At 60.1% G+C, this 16,778-nt stretch carries 15 protein-coding genes; 8 read left to right on the plus strand and 7 right to left on the minus strand.

Features of this window, described 5'->3' with window-relative positions:
• The first annotated feature begins 70 nt into the window (after positions 1-70).
• From OQ460_RS08405 to OQ460_RS08415, 3 genes are all read left to right on the plus strand, one after another.
• Positions 71-586, plus strand: a complete 516-nt coding sequence (locus OQ460_RS08405) for an ankyrin repeat domain-containing protein (RefSeq protein WP_410021361.1) — start codon at positions 71-73, stop codon at positions 584-586.
• A gap of 44 nt (positions 587-630) precedes the next feature.
• Positions 631-1,161 (plus strand): hypothetical protein, encoded by a 531-nt coding sequence (locus OQ460_RS08410; RefSeq protein WP_410021362.1) that lies wholly within the window; start codon positions 631-633, stop codon positions 1,159-1,161.
• 68 nt (positions 1,162-1,229) lie between these two features.
• Positions 1,230-1,421 (plus strand): PLDc N-terminal domain-containing protein, encoded by a 192-nt coding sequence (locus OQ460_RS08415; RefSeq protein WP_010176042.1) that lies wholly within the window; start codon positions 1,230-1,232, stop codon positions 1,419-1,421.
• A 47-nt stretch (positions 1,422-1,468) separates the two neighbouring features.
• Here the strand turns inward: OQ460_RS08415 and OQ460_RS08420 are convergent, their stop codons facing one another.
• The gene (locus OQ460_RS08420) at positions 1,469-1,939 is read right to left on the minus strand and encodes a methylated-DNA--[protein]-cysteine S-methyltransferase (RefSeq protein ID WP_410021363.1); all 471 of its coding nucleotides are present in this window, start codon (positions 1,937-1,939) and stop codon (positions 1,469-1,471) included.
• 317 nt (positions 1,940-2,256) lie between these two features.
• Between OQ460_RS08420 and OQ460_RS08425 the strand changes: the two genes are divergently transcribed.
• Positions 2,257-4,347, plus strand: coding sequence for an LTA synthase family protein (locus tag OQ460_RS08425; RefSeq protein ID WP_410021364.1), 2,091 nt, complete (start codon positions 2,257-2,259; stop codon positions 4,345-4,347).
• Between the two features lie 94 nt (positions 4,348-4,441).
• Here the strand turns inward: OQ460_RS08425 and OQ460_RS08430 are convergent, their stop codons facing one another.
• Positions 4,442-4,594, minus strand: a complete 153-nt coding sequence (locus OQ460_RS08430) for a DUF3309 family protein (RefSeq protein WP_410021365.1) — start codon at positions 4,592-4,594, stop codon at positions 4,442-4,444.
• 323 nt (positions 4,595-4,917) lie between these two features.
• On the opposite strand from OQ460_RS08430, the gene OQ460_RS08435 reads away from it, so the two are divergent.
• Both OQ460_RS08435 and OQ460_RS08440 read left to right on the plus strand, forming a co-directional pair.
• Entirely contained in the window at positions 4,918-5,733 is an 816-nt protein-coding gene (locus OQ460_RS08435) for an SDR family oxidoreductase (protein WP_410021366.1), read from the plus strand.
• Positions 5,734-5,897: 164 nt separating this feature from the next.
• Positions 5,898-6,083: a carbon storage regulator gene (locus OQ460_RS08440; protein WP_410021367.1), complete on the plus strand. Its 186-nt coding sequence runs from the start codon at positions 5,898-5,900 to the stop codon at positions 6,081-6,083.
• Here OQ460_RS08440 and OQ460_RS08445 read toward each other — a convergent pair.
• The 5 genes from OQ460_RS08445 to mnmC form a co-directional block, all read right to left on the minus strand.
• Positions 6,080-6,307, minus strand: coding sequence for a YheU family protein (locus tag OQ460_RS08445; protein ID WP_003192759.1), 228 nt, complete (start codon positions 6,305-6,307; stop codon positions 6,080-6,082). The genes OQ460_RS08440 and OQ460_RS08445 overlap by 4 nt on opposite strands.
• Before the next feature lie 59 nt (positions 6,308-6,366).
• Positions 6,367-7,551: an osmoprotectant NAGGN system M42 family peptidase gene (locus OQ460_RS08450; RefSeq protein ID WP_410021368.1), complete on the minus strand. Its 1,185-nt coding sequence runs from the start codon at positions 7,549-7,551 to the stop codon at positions 6,367-6,369.
• A 66-nt stretch (positions 7,552-7,617) separates the two neighbouring features.
• On the minus strand, positions 7,618-9,366 hold the full coding sequence (gene ngg / locus OQ460_RS08455) for an N-acetylglutaminylglutamine synthetase (protein ID WP_410021369.1): 1,749 nt from the start codon (positions 9,364-9,366) through the stop codon (positions 7,618-7,620).
• A gap of 3 nt (positions 9,367-9,369) precedes the next feature.
• A complete protein-coding gene (locus tag OQ460_RS08460; RefSeq protein ID WP_410021370.1) occupies positions 9,370-11,142 on the minus strand; it encodes an N-acetylglutaminylglutamine amidotransferase in 1,773 nt (590 codons plus the stop codon).
• Between the two features lie 557 nt (positions 11,143-11,699).
• Positions 11,700-13,691, minus strand: a complete 1,992-nt coding sequence (gene mnmC, locus OQ460_RS08465) for a bifunctional tRNA (5-methylaminomethyl-2-thiouridine)(34)-methyltransferase MnmD/FAD-dependent 5-carboxymethylaminomethyl-2-thiouridine(34) oxidoreductase MnmC (RefSeq protein ID WP_410021371.1) — start codon at positions 13,689-13,691, stop codon at positions 11,700-11,702.
• A gap of 155 nt (positions 13,692-13,846) precedes the next feature.
• Here mnmC and pap point away from each other — a divergent pair, with 155 nt between their 5' ends.
• Positions 13,847-15,364, plus strand: a complete 1,518-nt coding sequence (gene pap / locus OQ460_RS08470; protein WP_410021372.1) for a polyphosphate:AMP phosphotransferase — start codon at positions 13,847-13,849, stop codon at positions 15,362-15,364.
• A 91-nt stretch (positions 15,365-15,455) separates the two neighbouring features.
• A complete protein-coding gene (locus OQ460_RS08475) occupies positions 15,456-16,640 on the plus strand; it encodes a thiolase family protein (RefSeq protein ID WP_410021373.1) in 1,185 nt (394 codons plus the stop codon).
• Positions 16,641-16,778 lie beyond the last annotated feature (138 nt).

Raw genomic sequence — 16,778 nt, forward strand, 5'->3', positions numbered from 1 at the left:
AAAGACATGACAGGGGGGAACTCCCTCGTGAGACTGGGCGCCTTACGAAGCATCAGAACAGGAGCCCCTCATGTCAGACCAAGCCAAACAAATGACTCCCGACGAAGCCGCCGAATTTGCCGAGCAGGTGTTCGACGTCGCGCGCAGGGGCGATGCTGCGATGCTTGCAGCGTTGCTGGCCAAGGGCTTGCCGCCCAACCTGCGTAACCACAACGGCGATACCTTGCTGATGCTGTCGGCCTACCATGGCCACGTCGAGGCGGTGAAAGTGCTGCTCGAATTCAAGGCAGATCCGCAGATCGCCAACGACAAGAACCAACTGCCGATTGCCGGCGCGGCTTTCAAAGGCAGCCTCGACGTGGTCAAGGCGTTGATCGCCGGTGGTGCCCAGATTGAAGGCGCATCATCCGACGGCCGTACTGCATTGATGATGGCGGCGATGTTCAACCGCACCGAGATGGTGGACTACCTGATCAGCGCAGGCGCCGATCCCAAGGCGATGGATGCCCAGGGTGTGACCGCGCTGGTGGCCGCCCAAACCATGGGCGCGGTGGACACGGCGGCGCAGTTGCAAAAACTGGTGTAGGCTTTGCGCCCTCGAAAATCAGCCCGGCCACAGGAATCCCCTCCATGAAAACTGCACTCATCGAACTTATCGGCAAAATCAGCGCAGGGGTCATGGGCGACGAGGAGGTTGCGCAGATCGCCGACGAAGCGGCTCAAGCCTACGCCGATGCCGAGGGGTTTCTGACGGCCAACCCGGACATCAACTACGACGACAGCTTCCCAATCCCGCTGGGTGAGTGGGTCGTCGTAGGCAGCTTGCCGCCGACCGTGCTGTTCCAGGCAGACACTTATCAGGACCTGTTCGCGCAGATCGTCGCCTCGTTCGGCCCCGACGTGACATTCAACCTCAAGCCCAAGCAGTTGGCGAAGACGGAGGCGTTGACGGCGCTCAACCGCATCCAGATTCAACTGAGTGCCATGAACCGGGAAAACGGCGGCTATTCGCTGATGAACTTCAGCCATTTGCTCGATGATGAAATCCAGGCGGTTTTGGTCTACGGCAATGATGTGCCACGCGTGCTGGAGTTATGCGCTCAGGTGGGTATCCACGCCGCGCCGTCCCTGGAGGCACTGCGCGTAGCGATTCATGTATGAAATAAAACGGAACCCTCGCCAGGGCCTGACTATCCTAAGCAGGCAAACCTTCACTTAGGAGCGACACCATGGGTTCGACATTTAATGGTTTGATCGGGTTGATCATCCTGGCGCTGGATATCTGGGCGATCATCAATGTCTTCAAGAGCGGCGCGGGCACCGGTGCCAAGGTGCTCTGGATCCTGCTGATCCTGCTGCTACCGGTGTTGGGCCTGATTATCTGGGCAATTGCCGGACCACGGGGCAATGTGCGGATCTAAGCACAGGATTGCCGGTCAGGACTTTCTGGCTACGGCGGTTGCGTTGTTCAAATCAACCAACTGCCCTCCAGCTCAAGCAACTTCAACTTGTTCTCGATCCCGCCGCCATATCCCACCAGCGTTCCATTGCTGCCCACCACACGATGGCAGGGAATAATGATGGAAATCGGATTGGCGCCGTTGGCGGTGCCCACCGCACGGATCGCCTTGGGGTTGGCCAGGTGCCGGGCCTGTTCCCCATACGTCCAGGTGCGTCCGTAAGGGATCAACAGCAGGGTTTTCCATACGTTTTGCTGGAACGGTGTGCCTACCGGTGCCAACGGTAGATCGAAGACCTCCCGTTTGCGCGCGAAGTACTCGTCCAGTTGGCGGCACACCTCGTCCAACTGCAGGGTGGCCGGTACCCATTGGGTTTGGGCATGCTGCTGATGGGGATCCATGTACAGCGCACGCAGGCCCTGTTCATCCCCCGCCACAAGCAGCGAGCCAAGGGGGCTTGGGTGATAGCGATAAAACATGCGAGACAATCCAGGACGACGGGCCGGCTTCAACAATAAGGGCTGTCGCGTTATTTGTGTATCGAGATATTCGCTGCACGAAATTTTCACACTTGATCCAAGACAATTCGCCGGCTTATTTGCCGCCTAGGCGCTGAAAACTGCCTCTACAGCAGCGGGCGGGCCTCGATCCTGAGTAATCAATGGCGTTGCTGGCGTTGATCGGGCACCATTTGCCCACCGCGTTACTCACGATCCTGCCAATGCCTGATCAGGCCCGGGCAGGATAGCGCTGCATTATTTTCGCAACTTCAACTTCCAATGGGTCCTAAAACGACATGGCAAACCCGGACGCCCTGAATCAGCAGCGAGATGCTAAAGCTCGCCTGCTGCAACCGACCGTCAAATCCCATCTGGCGTATACGCTGCTTTGTGCACTGGTCATGATGGTGATGCTCTCGCTGTTGCGCCTGGCGCTGCTGGTGTACAACCGCGAGATGATCCTCGACACCCCGGCCTCGACCTTCCTCGAAGCGTTCGCCAACGGCCTGCGCCTTGACTTGCGCCTGGTGGTGTACCTGAGCATTCCGCTGATCCTGGCACTGTTCAGCGTGCGGGCCATGGCTGCCCGTGGGTTCTTCCGCCTCTGGCTGACTGTGGTTTCCAGCATTGCCCTTTTCCTGGGCTTGATGGAGATGGATTTCTACCGTGAGTTCCACCAGCGTCTCAATGGCCTGGTCTTCCAATACGTCAAGGAAGACCCGAGTACCGTCATGAGCATGCTCTGGTACGGTTTCCCGGTGGTTCGCTACCTATTGGCCTGGGCGGTGGGCACCTTGATCCTGAGCATGGCCTTCAAGGGCGCAGATCGCGCGACCCGGCCTCGTGGCCCGTTCAGTGGCGGCACCATCGGCACCCGCCAAGTAGCCCCGTGGTACAGCCGTATCGCGGTGTTCGTGGTGTGTCTGCTGATCGCTGTGGTAGCCGCCCGTGGCACCTTGCGCCAAGGCCCGCCGCTGCGCTGGGGTGATGTCTATACCACCGATTCGATCTTCGCCAACCAGTTGGGCCTCAACGGTACCCTGTCGCTGATCGGCGCCGCAAAGGCGCGTTTTTCCGAGCACCGCACCAACGTCTGGAAGGCCACGCAGGAACAGCCGCTGGCGACCCAGACCGTGCGCGATATGTTGGTAATGCCCGACGAAAAGCTGGTGGATGCCGATACCGCTGCCGTGCGTCGTGACTTCACGCCGCCGGCCGACAAGACCCTGCCGATCAAGAACGTCGTCGTGATCCTGATGGAAAGCTTCGCTGGCCACTCGGTGGGTGCGCTGGGCCGTCCGGGCAATATCACGCCGTACTTTGACCAGTTGACGAAGGAAGGCCTGCTGTTCGACCGTTTCTTCTCCAACGGCACCCATACCCACCAGGGTATGTTCGCCACCATGGCCTGCTTCCCGAACCTGCCGGGTTTCGAATACCTGATGCAGACGCCCGAAGGCAGCCATAAACTGTCGGGCTTGCCGCAATTGCTCAGTGCCCGTGATTTTGACGATGTGTATGTCTACAACGGCGATTTTGCCTGGGACAACCAGTCAGGCTTCTTCAGCAATCAGGGTATGACCAACTTCATCGGCCGCAACGACTTCGTTGATCCGGTGTTCTCCGACCCGACGTGGGGCGTGTCCGACCAGGACATGTTCGATCGTGGTCTGGTCGAGCTGAAGGCGCGTGAGAACGGCAAGCCGTTCTATGCGTTGCTGCAGACCCTGTCCAACCACACGCCATATGCCTTGCCGACGCCATTGCCGGTTGAGCCCGTGACTGATCGTGGCAGCCTCAACGAGCATTTGACGGCGATGCGCTACTCCGACTGGGCGCTGGGCCAGTTCTTTGAGAAGGCCCGCAAGGAGGCGTATTTCAAGGACACCCTGTTTGTGATCGTCGGTGACCATGGCTTTGGCAATGAGCAGCAGATCACCGAAATGGACCTGGGCCGCTTCAACGTGCCTATGCTGCTGATCGCACCAGGAGTGCAAGACAAGTTCGGCGTGCGCGACCACACCGTGGGGACGCAGATCGACATCGTGCCGACCATCATGGGGCGCCTGGGCGGTGAAACCCGTCATCAATGCTGGGGTCGTGACCTGCTCAACTTGCCGGAAGGCGACAAGGGCTTTGGCGTGATCAAACCTTCGGGCAGCGATCAGACCGTGGCCTTGCTCACCGCTGATCGTGTGTTGGTACTGCCCAAGGAAATGCCGCCGAAATTGTGGCAGTACGAATTGGGCGCCAACCCGACCGGCAAGGTGATTCCTGAGTCGGCCGACGAGGCGGCGCTCAAGCAGAAACTCGAAGCCTTCCTGCAGACGGCGACCAAGAGCCTGTTGGACAACACCGCAGGTGTCGTGGACGGCATGCCGGACTAAGTAAGCAAGTCAATAAAAAAGAGGCCTTGAAGAAGGCCTCTTTTTTTGCATTTTTTTCGTACTTGGCGGCTACTGCAAGAACAAGCCTGCGGTTTTATATCTTGCCAAGCAACAACAAGATCAACAGCACAACCAATACCGTACCGAGAATGCCCGATGGCCCATAGCCCCAGTTACGGGAGTGTGGGAACACTGGCAAACCGCCGACCAGCAGCAGAATCAGGACAATGATCAGAATGAGCGTCATGGCGTGTTTTCCTTGTTCGTCTTCTAAAAAGACCTGATGGTCCAGTTGCAAGCCGATAATTACGGCTGCCTTAATAAATCCGACTGGTGCGTGGAGCAAAAGATTCAGTATTTTTTAAAGCATTTTGGCCAGTCGCTTATTTCTTTTTAGTTATCCGCGTGGCGCCTGCTTAGTTTAAAAAACATTGAACTTCGCCAAAGTCGCGATATTCGACCCAGCCGTTGGTTTGCCTGGGGCATTCAGCAGTTTGATGGTGCACCGATGGCTCAATGACCTTCGCTACACTGGCGACTACTTCTTCCCTGAACCACAAGGCATTTGCTATGCAAAATCGCATGATGATCACTGGCGCCGGGTCCGGCCTGGGTCGCGAAATCGCGCTGCGCTGGGCCCGTGAAGGCTGGCAGTTGGCCTTGTCGGATGTGAGCGAGCCGGGATTGCAAGAAACCCTCAGGCTGGTGCGCGAGGCCGGTGGCGATGGGTTTGTCCAGCGTTGCGACGTACGCGACTACAGCCAGCTCACCGCGTTTGCCCAGGCCTGTGAGGTCAAGCTCGGTGGCATTGATGTGATCGTCAATAACGCTGGCGTGGCATCGGGCGGATTTTTCAGTGAACTGTCCCTCGAAGACTGGGATTGGCAGATCGCAATCAACCTGATGGGCGTGGTCAAGGGCTGCAAGGCGTTCCTGGGGCTGCTGGAAAAAAGCCGGGGGCGGATCATCAACATCGCTTCCATGGCTGCTCTGATGCAAGGTCCGGCCATGAGCAATTACAACGTGGCGAAGGCTGGCGTGGTTGCACTGTCGGAGAGCCTGTTAGTGGAGCTCAAGCAGCAGGAGATCGGCGTGCATGTCGTCTGTCCGTCATTCTTCCAGACCAATCTGCTGGATTCTTTCCGTGGCCCGACACCGGCAATGAAGGCCCAGGTCGGCAAGCTACTGGAGAGTTCCCCCATCAGCGCCGCCGATATTGCCGATTACATCTATCAGCGGGTCGCCGCGGGCGAATTCATGATTCTGCCCCATGAGCAGGGGCGGATGGCCTGGGCCCTGAAACAGAAGAATCCGCAGTTGCTTTACGACGAAATGACCAGCATGTCAGACAAAATGCGCGCAAAGGCTCAGTCGGGAAGAGCCTGAACAAAGTGTTTAAATTCTGGGTGTCTTTCAGGGTGAAATGAAATTTGTCTGTCAGCAAAGTTAACCCATGCTGGTGGGATCAGTCTGTTTTGTCGGTGTGGCATTGATGGGCCCCAGGCCAGGGGGCATGGTCAAAGTCCGTTAACTTTCAAAGGACAAGCGTCATGCTGGTATTAAGCCGTGCGGTAGGCGAAATCATTGCCATTGGTGATCACATCACCTTGAAAGTCCTGGAGGTAAACAGCACGCAGGTCAAGCTCGGTGTGCAAGCACGGAGCGGGATCAAGGTATATCGGGCGGAGGTCTATCAAAGGGCTCCCGCAACGACTGCGCCGGTGCCCAATCCTTAGTCAAACAGGTGCTTGGGTACATCGTGCTTGAGCATCAACTGGCATTGCTCGCTCTCGGGGTCGAAAACGATCAGGGCCTGGCCCTTGGTCAGTGCCTGGCGCACACGCAATACGCGGGTTTCCAGAGGTGTGTCATCGCCGTTATCAGTGCCGTCACGGGTCACGAAGTCTTCGATGAGGCGGGTCAGGGTGTCGACTTCAAGCGCGTCGTAGGGAATCAGCATACAAGCCTCATGGGGTTAATCCCGGCGATGCTACTGCGCCGGGACCATTGTTGCCAGCTTCAGGTTTTGTGACCCACCAGACTGTCCACGGACGGGACGCGTGTATCGCTCTCCATCTGTGTCTCATGCTCCAATTGATGACTGAAACGGTCCAGGGAGCCCTGGGCTGGTTGTGCATCGCTGGCAAATACTGGCGGGCTGAGGATGTATGCCCCCAGCAGGCGACTCAAGGCGGCCAGGCTGTCGATGTGGGTACGCTCATAACCATGGGTGGCGTCGCAACCGAATGCCAGCAGCGCGGTGCGGATATCGTGGCCGGCCGTCACGGCAGAATGTGCATCGCTGAAGTAATAGCGAAACAGGTCGCGGCGAACCGGCAGTTCGTTATCCGCGGCCAGGCGCAGCAGGTGACGGGACAAGTGATAGTCGTAGGGGCCACCGGAATCCTGCATGGCCACGCTCACCGCATGTTCGCTGGAGTGTTGGCCGGGGGCGACCGGAGCAATGTCGATACCCACGAATTCACTGACGTCCCACGGCAGTGCCGCAGCCGCACCGCTGCCGGTTTCTTCGGTAATGGTGAACAACGGATGACAGTCGATCAGCAAGGTTTCGCCGCTGTCGACAATGGCCTTGAGTGCCGCCAGTAGAGCGGCGACACCGGCTTTATCGTCCAGATGACGGGCGCTGATGTGGCCGCTTTCGGTAAATTCCGGTAGCGGATCGAAGGCGACGTAGTCACCGATGCTGATCCCCAGGGAATCGCAATCGGCGCGCGTGGCGCAATAGGCGTCCAGGCGCAGTTCGATATGGTCCCAACTGATGGGCATTTCATCCACTGCCGTGTTGAACGCGTGCCCGGAGGCCATCAACGGCAGCACGCTGCCGCGAATCACGCCGCTGTCGGTAAACAGGCTGACGCGGCTGCCTTCGGCAAAGCGGCTGGACCAGCAGCCTACCGGTGCGAGGGTCAGGCGGCCGTTGTCCTTGATTGCGCGCACAGCGGCGCCGATGGTGTCCAGGTGCGCCGAGACAGCACGGTCGGGGCTGTTTTTCTGGCCCTTGAGTGTGGCGCGAATGGTGCCGCGGCGGGTCATTTCAAAAGGAATACCCAGCTCTTCAAGGCGTTCGGCGACGTAGCGCACGATGGTGTCGGTAAACCCGGTGGGGCTGGGGATGGCGAGCATTTCCAACAGCACTTTTTGCAGGTAGGCGAGGTCCGGTTCTGGAATGGTTCGGGTCATGGAAACTCCTGGGCAATTAATGTTGGCAAGCCTCTGACCCTAATGGGATCGCGACTTGCGCGGGAGTTATTGAGCGGTCGGCTGACTGTGGGGAAACAACAAATCCACAAATTTTTCTGCCGTCGGCTGTGGCTCATGGTTGGCCAACCCGGCCCGTTCATTGGCTTCGATAAACACGTATTCCGGTTGATCGGCGGCCCGCACCATCAGGTCCAGGCCAACCATGGGGATGTCCAGCGCTCGGGCAGCGCGCACGGCGGCGTCCACCAGCGTGGGGTGAAGGATTTCGGTGACATCCTCCAGGCAGCCACCCGTGTGCAGATTGGCGGTGCGTCGCACGGCCAGAAGCTCGCCTTGGGGCAGGATGCTGGCGTAGTCGTAGCCAGCCGCCTGCAAGGTGCGCTCGGTCTCGTGGTCCAACGGGATTTTGCTTTCGCCGTCGGTCGCGGCCTGTCGTCGTCGGCTCTGGGCTTCGATCAGTGCGCCGATAGTGTGCTGGCCGTCGCCAATCACCTCGGCCGGCCGGCGTATTGCGGCGGCGACCACCTCGAAACCGATCACCACGATGCGCAAGTCCAGGCCTTCATGAAAGCTTTCCAGCAGCACTCGGCTATCGAACTGGCGGGCCGCCTCGATAGCGTCTTGCACCTCTTTGATGCTGTGCAAGTCCACCGCCACGCCCTGGCCTTGTTCGCCATCCAACGGCTTGACCACCACGCGCCGGTGTTCGTCGAGGAACTCCAGGTTGTCGTCTGCGCTGGCGGCCAGTTGCTGGGCCGGCAGATTAAGCCCGGCGGCCTTGAGCACTTTATGGGTCAGGCTTTTGTCCTGGCACAGGGTCATGCTGATAGAGCTGGTCAGATCGCTCAGTGACTCGCGGCAGCGCACCCGGCGACCGCCGTGACTCAAAGTGAAGAGGCCGGTATCGGCATCGTCCACATGCACATCGATGCCGCGCCGATGGGCTTCCTCGACAATGATTCGTGCATAGGGATTGAATCCCGCCTGGGGCCCAGGCCCGAGGAACAGCGGCTGATTGATGCCGTTCTTGCGCTTGATAGCGAACGTGGTCAGTGCTCGAAAACCCAGTTTGGCGTAGAGGTTTTTTGCCTGGCGATTGTCGTGCAACACCGACAGGTCCAGATAGCTCAAGCCTCGGCTCATGAAGTGTTCGATCAGATGGCGCACCAACACCTCACCCACGCCCGGACGACTGCATTGCGGGTCGACTGCCAGGCACCAGAGGCTGCAACCGTTTTCCGGATCGTGAAATGCCTTCTGGTGATTGAGACCCATCACGCTGCCGATCACCGCGCCGCTGTCCTCGTCCTCGGCCAGCCAGTACACCGGGCCGCCCTGATGACGGGGGGTCAGCAGGGCCGGCGTGACAGGCAGCATGCCGCGTCCCTGGTAAAGATGATTGACGGCCTGCCAATCTGCATCGCTCTGCACCCGCCGAATGCGAAAGCCGCGAAACACCCGGGTGGCTGGACGATAGTCGCTGAACCACAGCCGCAGCGTGTCGGACGGATCCAGGAACAGCTGTTGTGGATCAATCCCCAGAATCTGTTGCGGTGCTGCCACATAGAGCGCGATGTCACGCTCCCCGGGCTGCTCGTTGAGCAACTCCCTGGCCAGGCTTGCCGGGTCGCAGAATGTGTGACCGATCAACAAACGGCCCCAGCCGCAATGCACGGCAACCGATGCAGGGCTCAGCTCACTGCCATCTTCGGCCAAGCGGGCCTGCAGGCGTTCGTAGGACGGCGACTGGCCGCGCAGCAAGCGTTGGCTATACGCTGTGGCATGAGGTTTCATCGATCAGATTCCTTGTTCGCTGAGCCACAGGTTCAGTGCCGCCAACTGCCACAGTTTGGAGCCCCGTAGCGGGGTCAATTGGCCTTGCGGGTCTGTGAGCAGGCGATCGAGCATGGCCGGGTTGAACAGGCCGCGATCCTGGCTCGGGTCCAATAGCAGGTCCCGCACCCAGTCAAGGGTGTCACCTTGCAAGTGCTTGAGGCCCGGCACCGGGAAGTAGCCTTTCTTGCGGTCGATGACTTCGCTTGGGATCACCCGGCGCGCGGCTTCCTTGAGCACTTGTTTGCCGCCGTCGGGCAATTTGAATTTGCCCGGCACACGGGCCGACAGTTCCACCAGGCGGTAGTCGAGAAACGGCGTCCGCGCTTCCAGGCCCCAGGCCATGGTCATGTTATCCACTCGCTTGACCGGGTCGTCCACCAGCATCACCGTGCTGTCCAGGCGCAGGGCCTTGTCCACGGCGGCGTCTGCACCCGGCATTGCAAAGTGCTCGCGCACAAAGTCACCGGCGGCGTCATTGGCGGTCAGCCATTGCGGTGCGACAGTGGCGGCGTAGTCGTCGTAGCTGCGGTCGAAAAACGCCTCGCGGTAGGCGGCGTACGGGTCGCTCGCGCCGTCTACTTGCGGGTACCAGTGGTACCCGGCGAACAGCTCGTCGGCACCTTGGCCGCTTTGCACCACTTTGCAGTGCTTGGCCACTTCCCGCGACAGCAGGTAGAAGGCGATGCAGTCGTGACTGACCATGGGCTCGCTCATGGCGCGGAATGCCGCCGGCAGTTGCTCGATGATCTCGCTTTCGGCGATGCGCAATTGGTGGTGGTGCGTGCCGTAGTGTCTGGCGATCAAGTCGGAATACTGGAACTCGTCGCCACGCTCGCCACCGGCATCCTCAAAACCGATGGAGAAGGTCGACAAATCTTGTACGCCGACTTCCCGCAGCAAGCCCACGAGCATGCTCGAATCGACGCCGCCGGAGAGCAACACGCCCACATCCACGGCGGCACGTTGACGAATCGCCACGGCTTCGCGGGTGCTGTCCAGTACGCGGTCGGTCCAGTCTTGCAGGGTGAGGTGCTGCTCGTCCTCGTGTGGGCCGTAGGGCAGGGTCCACCAGGTTTTCTGCTCGGTGTTGCCCTCCGCGTCGATGCGCATCCAGTTTGCCGGCGGCAGCTTTTCGATACCTGCCAGCAAGGTACGCGGCGCAGGCACCACGGCGTGGAAGTTCAAATAGTGATTGAGTGCCACGGGGTCCAGGATCGGGTTGATATCGCCGCCCTTGAGCAGCGCCGGCAACGCCGAGGCAAAGCGCAGACGTTGGCCGGTACGCGAAAGGTATAACGGCTTGACACCCAGGCGGTCACGGGCGATGAACAGGCGCTTGGCATCACGCTCCCAGATGGCGAAGGCGAACATGCCATTGAGCTTGGGCAGCAACGCTTCGCCCCAGGCGTGATAGCCCTTGAGCAGCACCTCGGTGTCACCGCCGGAATAGAAGGCATAACCCAATGCTTCGAGTTCGGCGCGCAGTTCTGGGAAGTTGTAGATCGCGCCGTTGAAGGCCAGGGACAGGCCCAGTTGGGCATCGACCATCGGCTGGGCAGAACCGTCCGACAGGTCCATGATTTTCAGGCGCCGATGGCCGAGGGCAATCGGCCCTTGAGCGTGAAAGCCCCAGGCGTCTGGGCCACGCGGGGCGAGGTGATGGGTGATGCGTTCCACGGCTGCCAGGTCGGCAGGTTGATGATCAAAGCGTAACTCGCCAGCTAATCCGCACATTGTGCTAAAGCCCTTGTCTTGGCCGGGCCTTGGCGCTACTACCGAGTGTCGGTACCGTATTTGTACCGGTCTTCAGCATGTCCAGCCTATTCAGCTCAACCTGTGTGGGTGAGCTGATCACGTGCAGCATCCAGTAGCGCTGCGGCCCTGTTTCGGAGCGGGCGTACAGCTCTGATTTTCGCCCGTTCCTTCCAGCGCAAAATCCACAATCAGAGCGCGCCGTCGTAAGCAGTCCGGTTTTTTCGAGTGATGTGCGAGCTGATCGTTCAATAAAACTTGCCCCGATAGGCGTCGACGGTCAGTGCGGCCCTTGGGTGGTGCTACATACGTCAAGGCGGGCGGCAAAGTCCGGGTCGTTAGCCTGGCCTTCCCAACAGCTATTCAAACCTTTCTCGTGGGACATTCGGTTTATCGTCGAACGCGATTATTCAAGCACGATCAAAGAAGGTTTAAATGGGCGCGAACCCCACGTTAATTCGGTTTGTCGAGCCGCGAGCCTGGACGGCTCCGGGCACGGTGTTGCGCACCAGAGCTCTGCGAACTGCCTTAGCCACGCCTCAAAAGTCTTTGCGTGATTTGCCGCGAATCAGTTCGCGCAAGGCAAAGCGATTGGGATGGCAGGCGTGGGCGACGGTGGCGGGTAGGGGCAACGGCTCGTTATCCAGCCACGCCACCAGTAACTGCGCCGCCAACGGGGCGGTGATCAAGCCGCGTGAGCCATGGCCGCTGTTGATGTACACGCCCTCCAGCCAGGGGCAAGGCGTATCGGGTACTTGACGGGCATCCCTGGCGAGTACGCCGTACGCTGTGGCAAAGGCCGACGCCTCGGCCAGCGGTCCGACAATCGGCAGGTAGTCGGGGCTGGTGCAGCGGAAAGCGGCGCGGCCCTCTAAGGTTTCAAGCGGCACGCCATCGGCATGCAGCGCCTGCAGCAGCGCGCTGGAAATTTCCCGCAGCATGGCCAGGTTTTCGGCATGCTCGGCCAGGGTTGGGGTCAAATCGTTGCTATGGAAATCGAAGCTGGCGCCCAGGGTATGTTCGCCCAGGCGCGCGGGGGCGACATAACCTTGTGCGCAGACCACCGTGCTCAATTGTTGGCTTTGGGCGGTGTGCGGCAAGCGGGTGATTTGCCCGCGAATGCGTTTGAGCGGCAGCGCGGCGCTGAAGGGGAACCGCTTGATCTCGGCGGCACCGGCCAGTACCACCACCGGTGCGCTAGCCAATTGCTTTTCGGCGTCCCAGGCCTGCCATTGGCCGTCGACCCGTTGCAACGTGAGCGCCTCCTGATGCAGGCATCTTTCGATCAACGGGTGGTGAGCTTGCCAGGCGCATAACGCCGGAGGGTGGACCCAACCGCCTTCGGGAAAGAACAGCCCACCCTGGTCCAGCGGTACATTGGCGCAGGCTTGTGCCTGCTCGGCGTCGACTTGCCGCAACAGGTCCGGGGCGAAGGCTTGCGCAAGTTGCGCCTGGCGCTCGGCCTCCTTGGCATTGAACGCCAATTGCAGCACGCCGCAAGCGTCCCAATCGACACCGCGCTGCAAATGTTCAAGCAGGCGCCGGGTGTAGCCAAAACCGCTGAGAATCAGTTGTGACAGTGCGGTGCCGTGGGCCGACAGCTTGAGGTACAGCACTCCCTGGGGATTGCCGGAAGCCTCCTGGGCCAAGTCCGTGTGGCGCTCCAGCAGGCTAACCCTCCAGCCACGGGCCGCCAGGCTGTGGGCGGTGGCGCAACCGGCCAGCCCGCCACCGATGACCAGGGCGTGACGCTCGCCAGCGTGCGGCGCAGGCCGGGCGAACCAGGGCGCGGCGGTCGCCGGCCTTGGCGTTTGCTCGGGCCAGCCGAGGTATTCACCGCGCAGGATCTCCCATTTGTGGCCGATGCCTGGTGTGCGCTTCATCTTGAAGCCGGCGGCGTTGAGCAGCCGACGCACCCAGCCGGTGCTGGTGAAGGTGCTGAGCGTCGAGCCCGGCGCGGCCAGGCGCGCCAGTTCGGCAAACAGTTCGGCAGTCCACATGTCGGGGTTTTTGGCCGGGGCGAAGCCGTCGAGAAACCAGGCGTCAACCTGCGCATCCAGTTGCGGCAGCTGCTCCAGGGCGTCGCCGATCAGCAGGGTCAAGGTCACGCGACCGCTGTCCAGTTCGATGCGTTGGAAACCCTCATGGATGGCGATGTATTGCCCCAGTAACTGATCGGCAAATGGCTTGAGTTGCGGCCAGAGGGCCAGTGCCCGTTGCAGGTCGGTATGGCTCAGCGGGTATTTCTCCACGCTGACAAAATGCAGTCGCGCGTCGGCCACTGCGTGTTGTTCGAACAATTGCCAGGCGCACAGGAAATTCAGCCCGGTGCCGAAGCCGGTTTCGCCGATCACCAGCCTGCCGCCCGCTGGCAGGGCCGCGAAGCGTTCCTGCAAGCGGTTCTGTTCAAGAAACACATAGCGGGTTTCTTCAAGCCCCGACTTGTCGGAAAAATACACGTCGTCGAACACCCGCGAATGCGGGCGACCTTGTTCATCCCAGTCAAGCTGGGCGTGGGGCACGGGTTTCATGGGCGGCTCATAAAAATAAAAACAGGCAAAGGCAAGGCGGCCATTCTAGCCGATCAACAGGCTTTGAATTGACCCACGGCAAGGGCAGGTGCAATTTCCTGCCGCGCGTTCTGTCCGATCCGCTAGTCTTGCTCAAACCTGCTACGGAGCCGCTCATGTTCGAATCTGCCGAAATCGGTCACGCCATTGACAAAGACACCTATGACGCCGAAGTCCCGGCCCTGCGCGAAGCACTGTTGGAAGCGCAGTACGAACTGCAACAACAGAAGCGCTTCCCGGTGATCGTCCTGATCAACGGCGTTGAAGGCGCGGGCAAGGGCGAGACGGTCAAGCTGCTTAACGAGTGGATGGACCCGCGCCTGATTGAGGTGCGTACCTTCGACCAGCAAACCGACGAAGAACTGGCCCGCCCACCGGCCTGGCGTTATTGGCGCCAGTTGCCGGCGAAAGGTCGCATGGGCGTGTTTTTCGGCAATTGGTACAGCCAGATGCTGCAAGGTCGGGTGCACGGGCGCATCAAGGATGCACGGCTCGACCAGGCCATCGCCGGCGCCGAGCGCCTGGAGAAGATGCTCTGCGACGAAGGCGCGTTGATCTTCAAATTCTGGTTCCACCTGTCCAAGAAGCAAATGAAGGCGCGGCTCAAAGCGCTGGCAGACGACCCGCTGCACAGCTGGCGCATCAGCCCTTTGGACTGGCAGCAGTCCGAGACCTATGACAAGTTCGTGCATTTCGGCGAGCGCGTATTGCGTCGCACCAGCCGTGACTACGCGCCTTGGCATGTGGTTGAAGGTGTCGATCCAAACTATCGTGGGCTGACTGTCGGCAAAATCCTGCTTGAAGGCCTGCAAAACGCCTTGAAGGTCCCGAAGGGCAAGGCCAGCGGGATGAAACCAGCACCGTTGCTGGCCTCCGTGGATAAAAAGAGCCTGCTGGACAGCCTGGACATGAGCCAGCGCCTTGATAAAGATGATTACGAAGAACAACTGATTACTGAGCAGGCCCGTTTGTCTGGCTTGATGCGCGACAAGCGCATGCGCAAGCATGCCTTGGTCACGGTGTTCGAGGGTAACGATGCGGCCGGCAAGGGCGGAGCGATTCGCCGTGTGGCGGCCGCGCTGGACCCGCGCCAATATCACATCGTACCGATTGCTGCGCCGACCGAAGACGAACGGGCCCAGCCTTACTTGTGGCGTTTCTGGCGGCAGATTCCGGGGCGGGGCATGTTTACCGTGTTCGACCGTTCCTGGTACGGCCGGGTATTGGTGGAGCGGATCGAAGGGTTCTGCTCGCCCGCCGACTGGATGCGCGCCTACGGTGAAATCAACGATTTTGAAGAACAACTGCAAGACGCCGGTGTGATCGTGGTCAAGTTCTGGCTGGCCATCGACAAGCAGACCCAGTTGGAGCGCTTCCAGGCCCGGGAGGAAATTCCCTTCAAACGTTTCAAGATCACCGAGGACGACTGGCGCAACCGCGACAAGTGGGACGCCTATCGGGCTGCGGTGGGCGATATGGTCGACCGCACCAGCACCGAAGTAGCGTCCTGGACCCTGGTGGAGGCCAATGACAAACGCTGGGCGCGAGTCAAGGTGCTGCGCACGATCAATCGGGCGCTGGAGACGGCGTTCGACAAGTCCGACAAACACGATAAGAAAGGCAAGAAGAAGTAGGCCTATATGCCGGGTGAATGATCATCGCAGTCGGGCAGGCGTGGATCTATCCTCGATCCATCTCCCAACAACGACAAGATCGAGGTAGCCCATGCGTGAAGTAGTGATCGTCGACAGCGTACGAACCGGCCTGGCCAAGTCCTTTCGCGGCAAGTTCAACCAGACCCGTCCCGATGACATGGCGGCGCATTGCGTCAATGCCCTGCTGGCACGCAGCGGGATCGACCCGGCCAGCGTCGAGGATTGCATTGTCGGTGCCGGTTCCAACGAAGGTGCCCAGGGCTACAACATCGGGCGCAATGTGGCGGTGCTTTCGCGCCTGGGCACCGGCACGGCTGGCATGACCCTCAACCGCTTTTGCTCGTCGGGCTTGCAGGCGATTGCGATTGCGGCCAACCAGATCGCATCGGGGTGCAGCGACATCATCGTTGCCGGTGGCGTCGAGTCCATCAGCCTGACCATGAAAAGCGTCAACACCGACAACCTGATCAACCCGCTCCTCAAGGAACAGGTGCCGGGCATCTACTTCCCCATGGGCCAGACCGCCGAAATCGTCGCTCGCCGTTATAACGTCAGCCGTGAAGAACAGGATTTGTATGCCCTGCAGAGCCAGCAACGCACGGCACAGGCTCAGGCCGACGGCTTGTTCGACGATGAAATCGTGCCGATGGCGGTCAAGTACAAAGTTGAGGACAAGAACAGCGGTGAAGTGCAGATCCTCGATGGGGTGGTAGATCGGGACGACTGCAATCGTCCTGACACAACCTTGGCCAGCCTGGCCGGATTGAAGCCGGTGTTTGCCGAAGATGGTTCGGTGACGGCGGGCAACTCGTCGCAGCTGTCCGATGGTGCATCGATGACGTTGGTGATGAGCCTGGAAAAAGCCCTGGAGTTGGGGCTCAAGCCCAAGGCGTTTTTCCGTGGGTTTACCGTGGCCGGCTGCGAGCCGGACGAGATGGGCATCGGGCCGGTGTTCTCGGTGCCCAGGCTGCTCAAGGCGCGTGGCTTGCAGGTGGCGGATATCGATTTGTGGGAACTGAACGAAGCGTTTGCTTCCCAGTGTTTGTATGCGCGTGATCGGTTGGAGATTGATAACGCCAAATACAATGTCAACGGAGGCTCGATTTCCATTGGTCACCCGTTCGGCATGACCGGTTCGCGGCAGGTCGGGCATCTGGTGCGTGAGTTGCAACGGCGTAACCTGCGCTACGGCATCGTCACCATGTGCGTGGGCGGAGGGATGGGCGCCACTGGCCTTTTCGAAGCCGTACGCTAGGTTTCATCGCAGAAGCCAGGTCAATGTGGGCTTGCCTGCGATGGCGGTGGGTCAGCTCCGAATGAGTCCACTGATACACCGCCATAGCCGCAGCAACGGATATGCCCCAAAGTTGCGTAGGCGCCTATGGCCATCGCA

Source organism: Pseudomonas imrae (genome assembly GCF_046352735.2).
Taxonomy (GTDB): Bacteria; Pseudomonadota; Gammaproteobacteria; order Pseudomonadales; family Pseudomonadaceae; genus Aquipseudomonas; species Aquipseudomonas imrae.

Excerpts from the sequence above, each read along its gene's own strand:
- OQ460_RS08405 (WP_410021361.1), top strand. The coding sequence starts at position 71 with ATGTCAGACCAAGCCAAACAAATGACTCCCGACGAAGCCGCCGAATTT.
- OQ460_RS08410 (WP_410021362.1), top strand. The coding sequence starts at position 631 with ATGAAAACTGCACTCATCGAACTTATCGGCAAAATCAGCGCAGGGGTC.
- OQ460_RS08415 (WP_010176042.1), top strand. The coding sequence starts at position 1,230 with ATGGGTTCGACATTTAATGGTTTGATCGGGTTGATCATCCTGGCGCTG.
- OQ460_RS08420 (WP_410021363.1), bottom strand. The coding sequence starts at position 1,939 with ATGTTTTATCGCTATCACCCAAGCCCCCTTGGCTCGCTGCTTGTGGCG.
- OQ460_RS08425 (WP_410021364.1), top strand. The coding sequence starts at position 2,257 with ATGGCAAACCCGGACGCCCTGAATCAGCAGCGAGATGCTAAAGCTCGC.
- OQ460_RS08430 (WP_410021365.1), bottom strand. The coding sequence starts at position 4,594 with ATGACGCTCATTCTGATCATTGTCCTGATTCTGCTGCTGGTCGGCGGT.
- OQ460_RS08435 (WP_410021366.1), top strand. The coding sequence starts at position 4,918 with ATGCAAAATCGCATGATGATCACTGGCGCCGGGTCCGGCCTGGGTCGC.
- OQ460_RS08440 (WP_410021367.1), top strand. The coding sequence starts at position 5,898 with ATGCTGGTATTAAGCCGTGCGGTAGGCGAAATCATTGCCATTGGTGAT.
- OQ460_RS08445 (WP_003192759.1), bottom strand. The coding sequence starts at position 6,307 with ATGCTGATTCCCTACGACGCGCTTGAAGTCGACACCCTGACCCGCCTC.
- OQ460_RS08450 (WP_410021368.1), bottom strand. The coding sequence starts at position 7,551 with ATGACCCGAACCATTCCAGAACCGGACCTCGCCTACCTGCAAAAAGTG.
- ngg (WP_410021369.1), bottom strand. The coding sequence starts at position 9,366 with ATGAAACCTCATGCCACAGCGTATAGCCAACGCTTGCTGCGCGGCCAG.
- OQ460_RS08460 (WP_410021370.1), bottom strand. The coding sequence starts at position 11,142 with ATGTGCGGATTAGCTGGCGAGTTACGCTTTGATCATCAACCTGCCGAC.
- mnmC (WP_410021371.1), bottom strand. The coding sequence starts at position 13,691 with ATGAAACCCGTGCCCCACGCCCAGCTTGACTGGGATGAACAAGGTCGC.
- pap (WP_410021372.1), top strand. The coding sequence starts at position 13,847 with ATGTTCGAATCTGCCGAAATCGGTCACGCCATTGACAAAGACACCTAT.
- OQ460_RS08475 (WP_410021373.1), top strand. The coding sequence starts at position 15,456 with ATGCGTGAAGTAGTGATCGTCGACAGCGTACGAACCGGCCTGGCCAAG.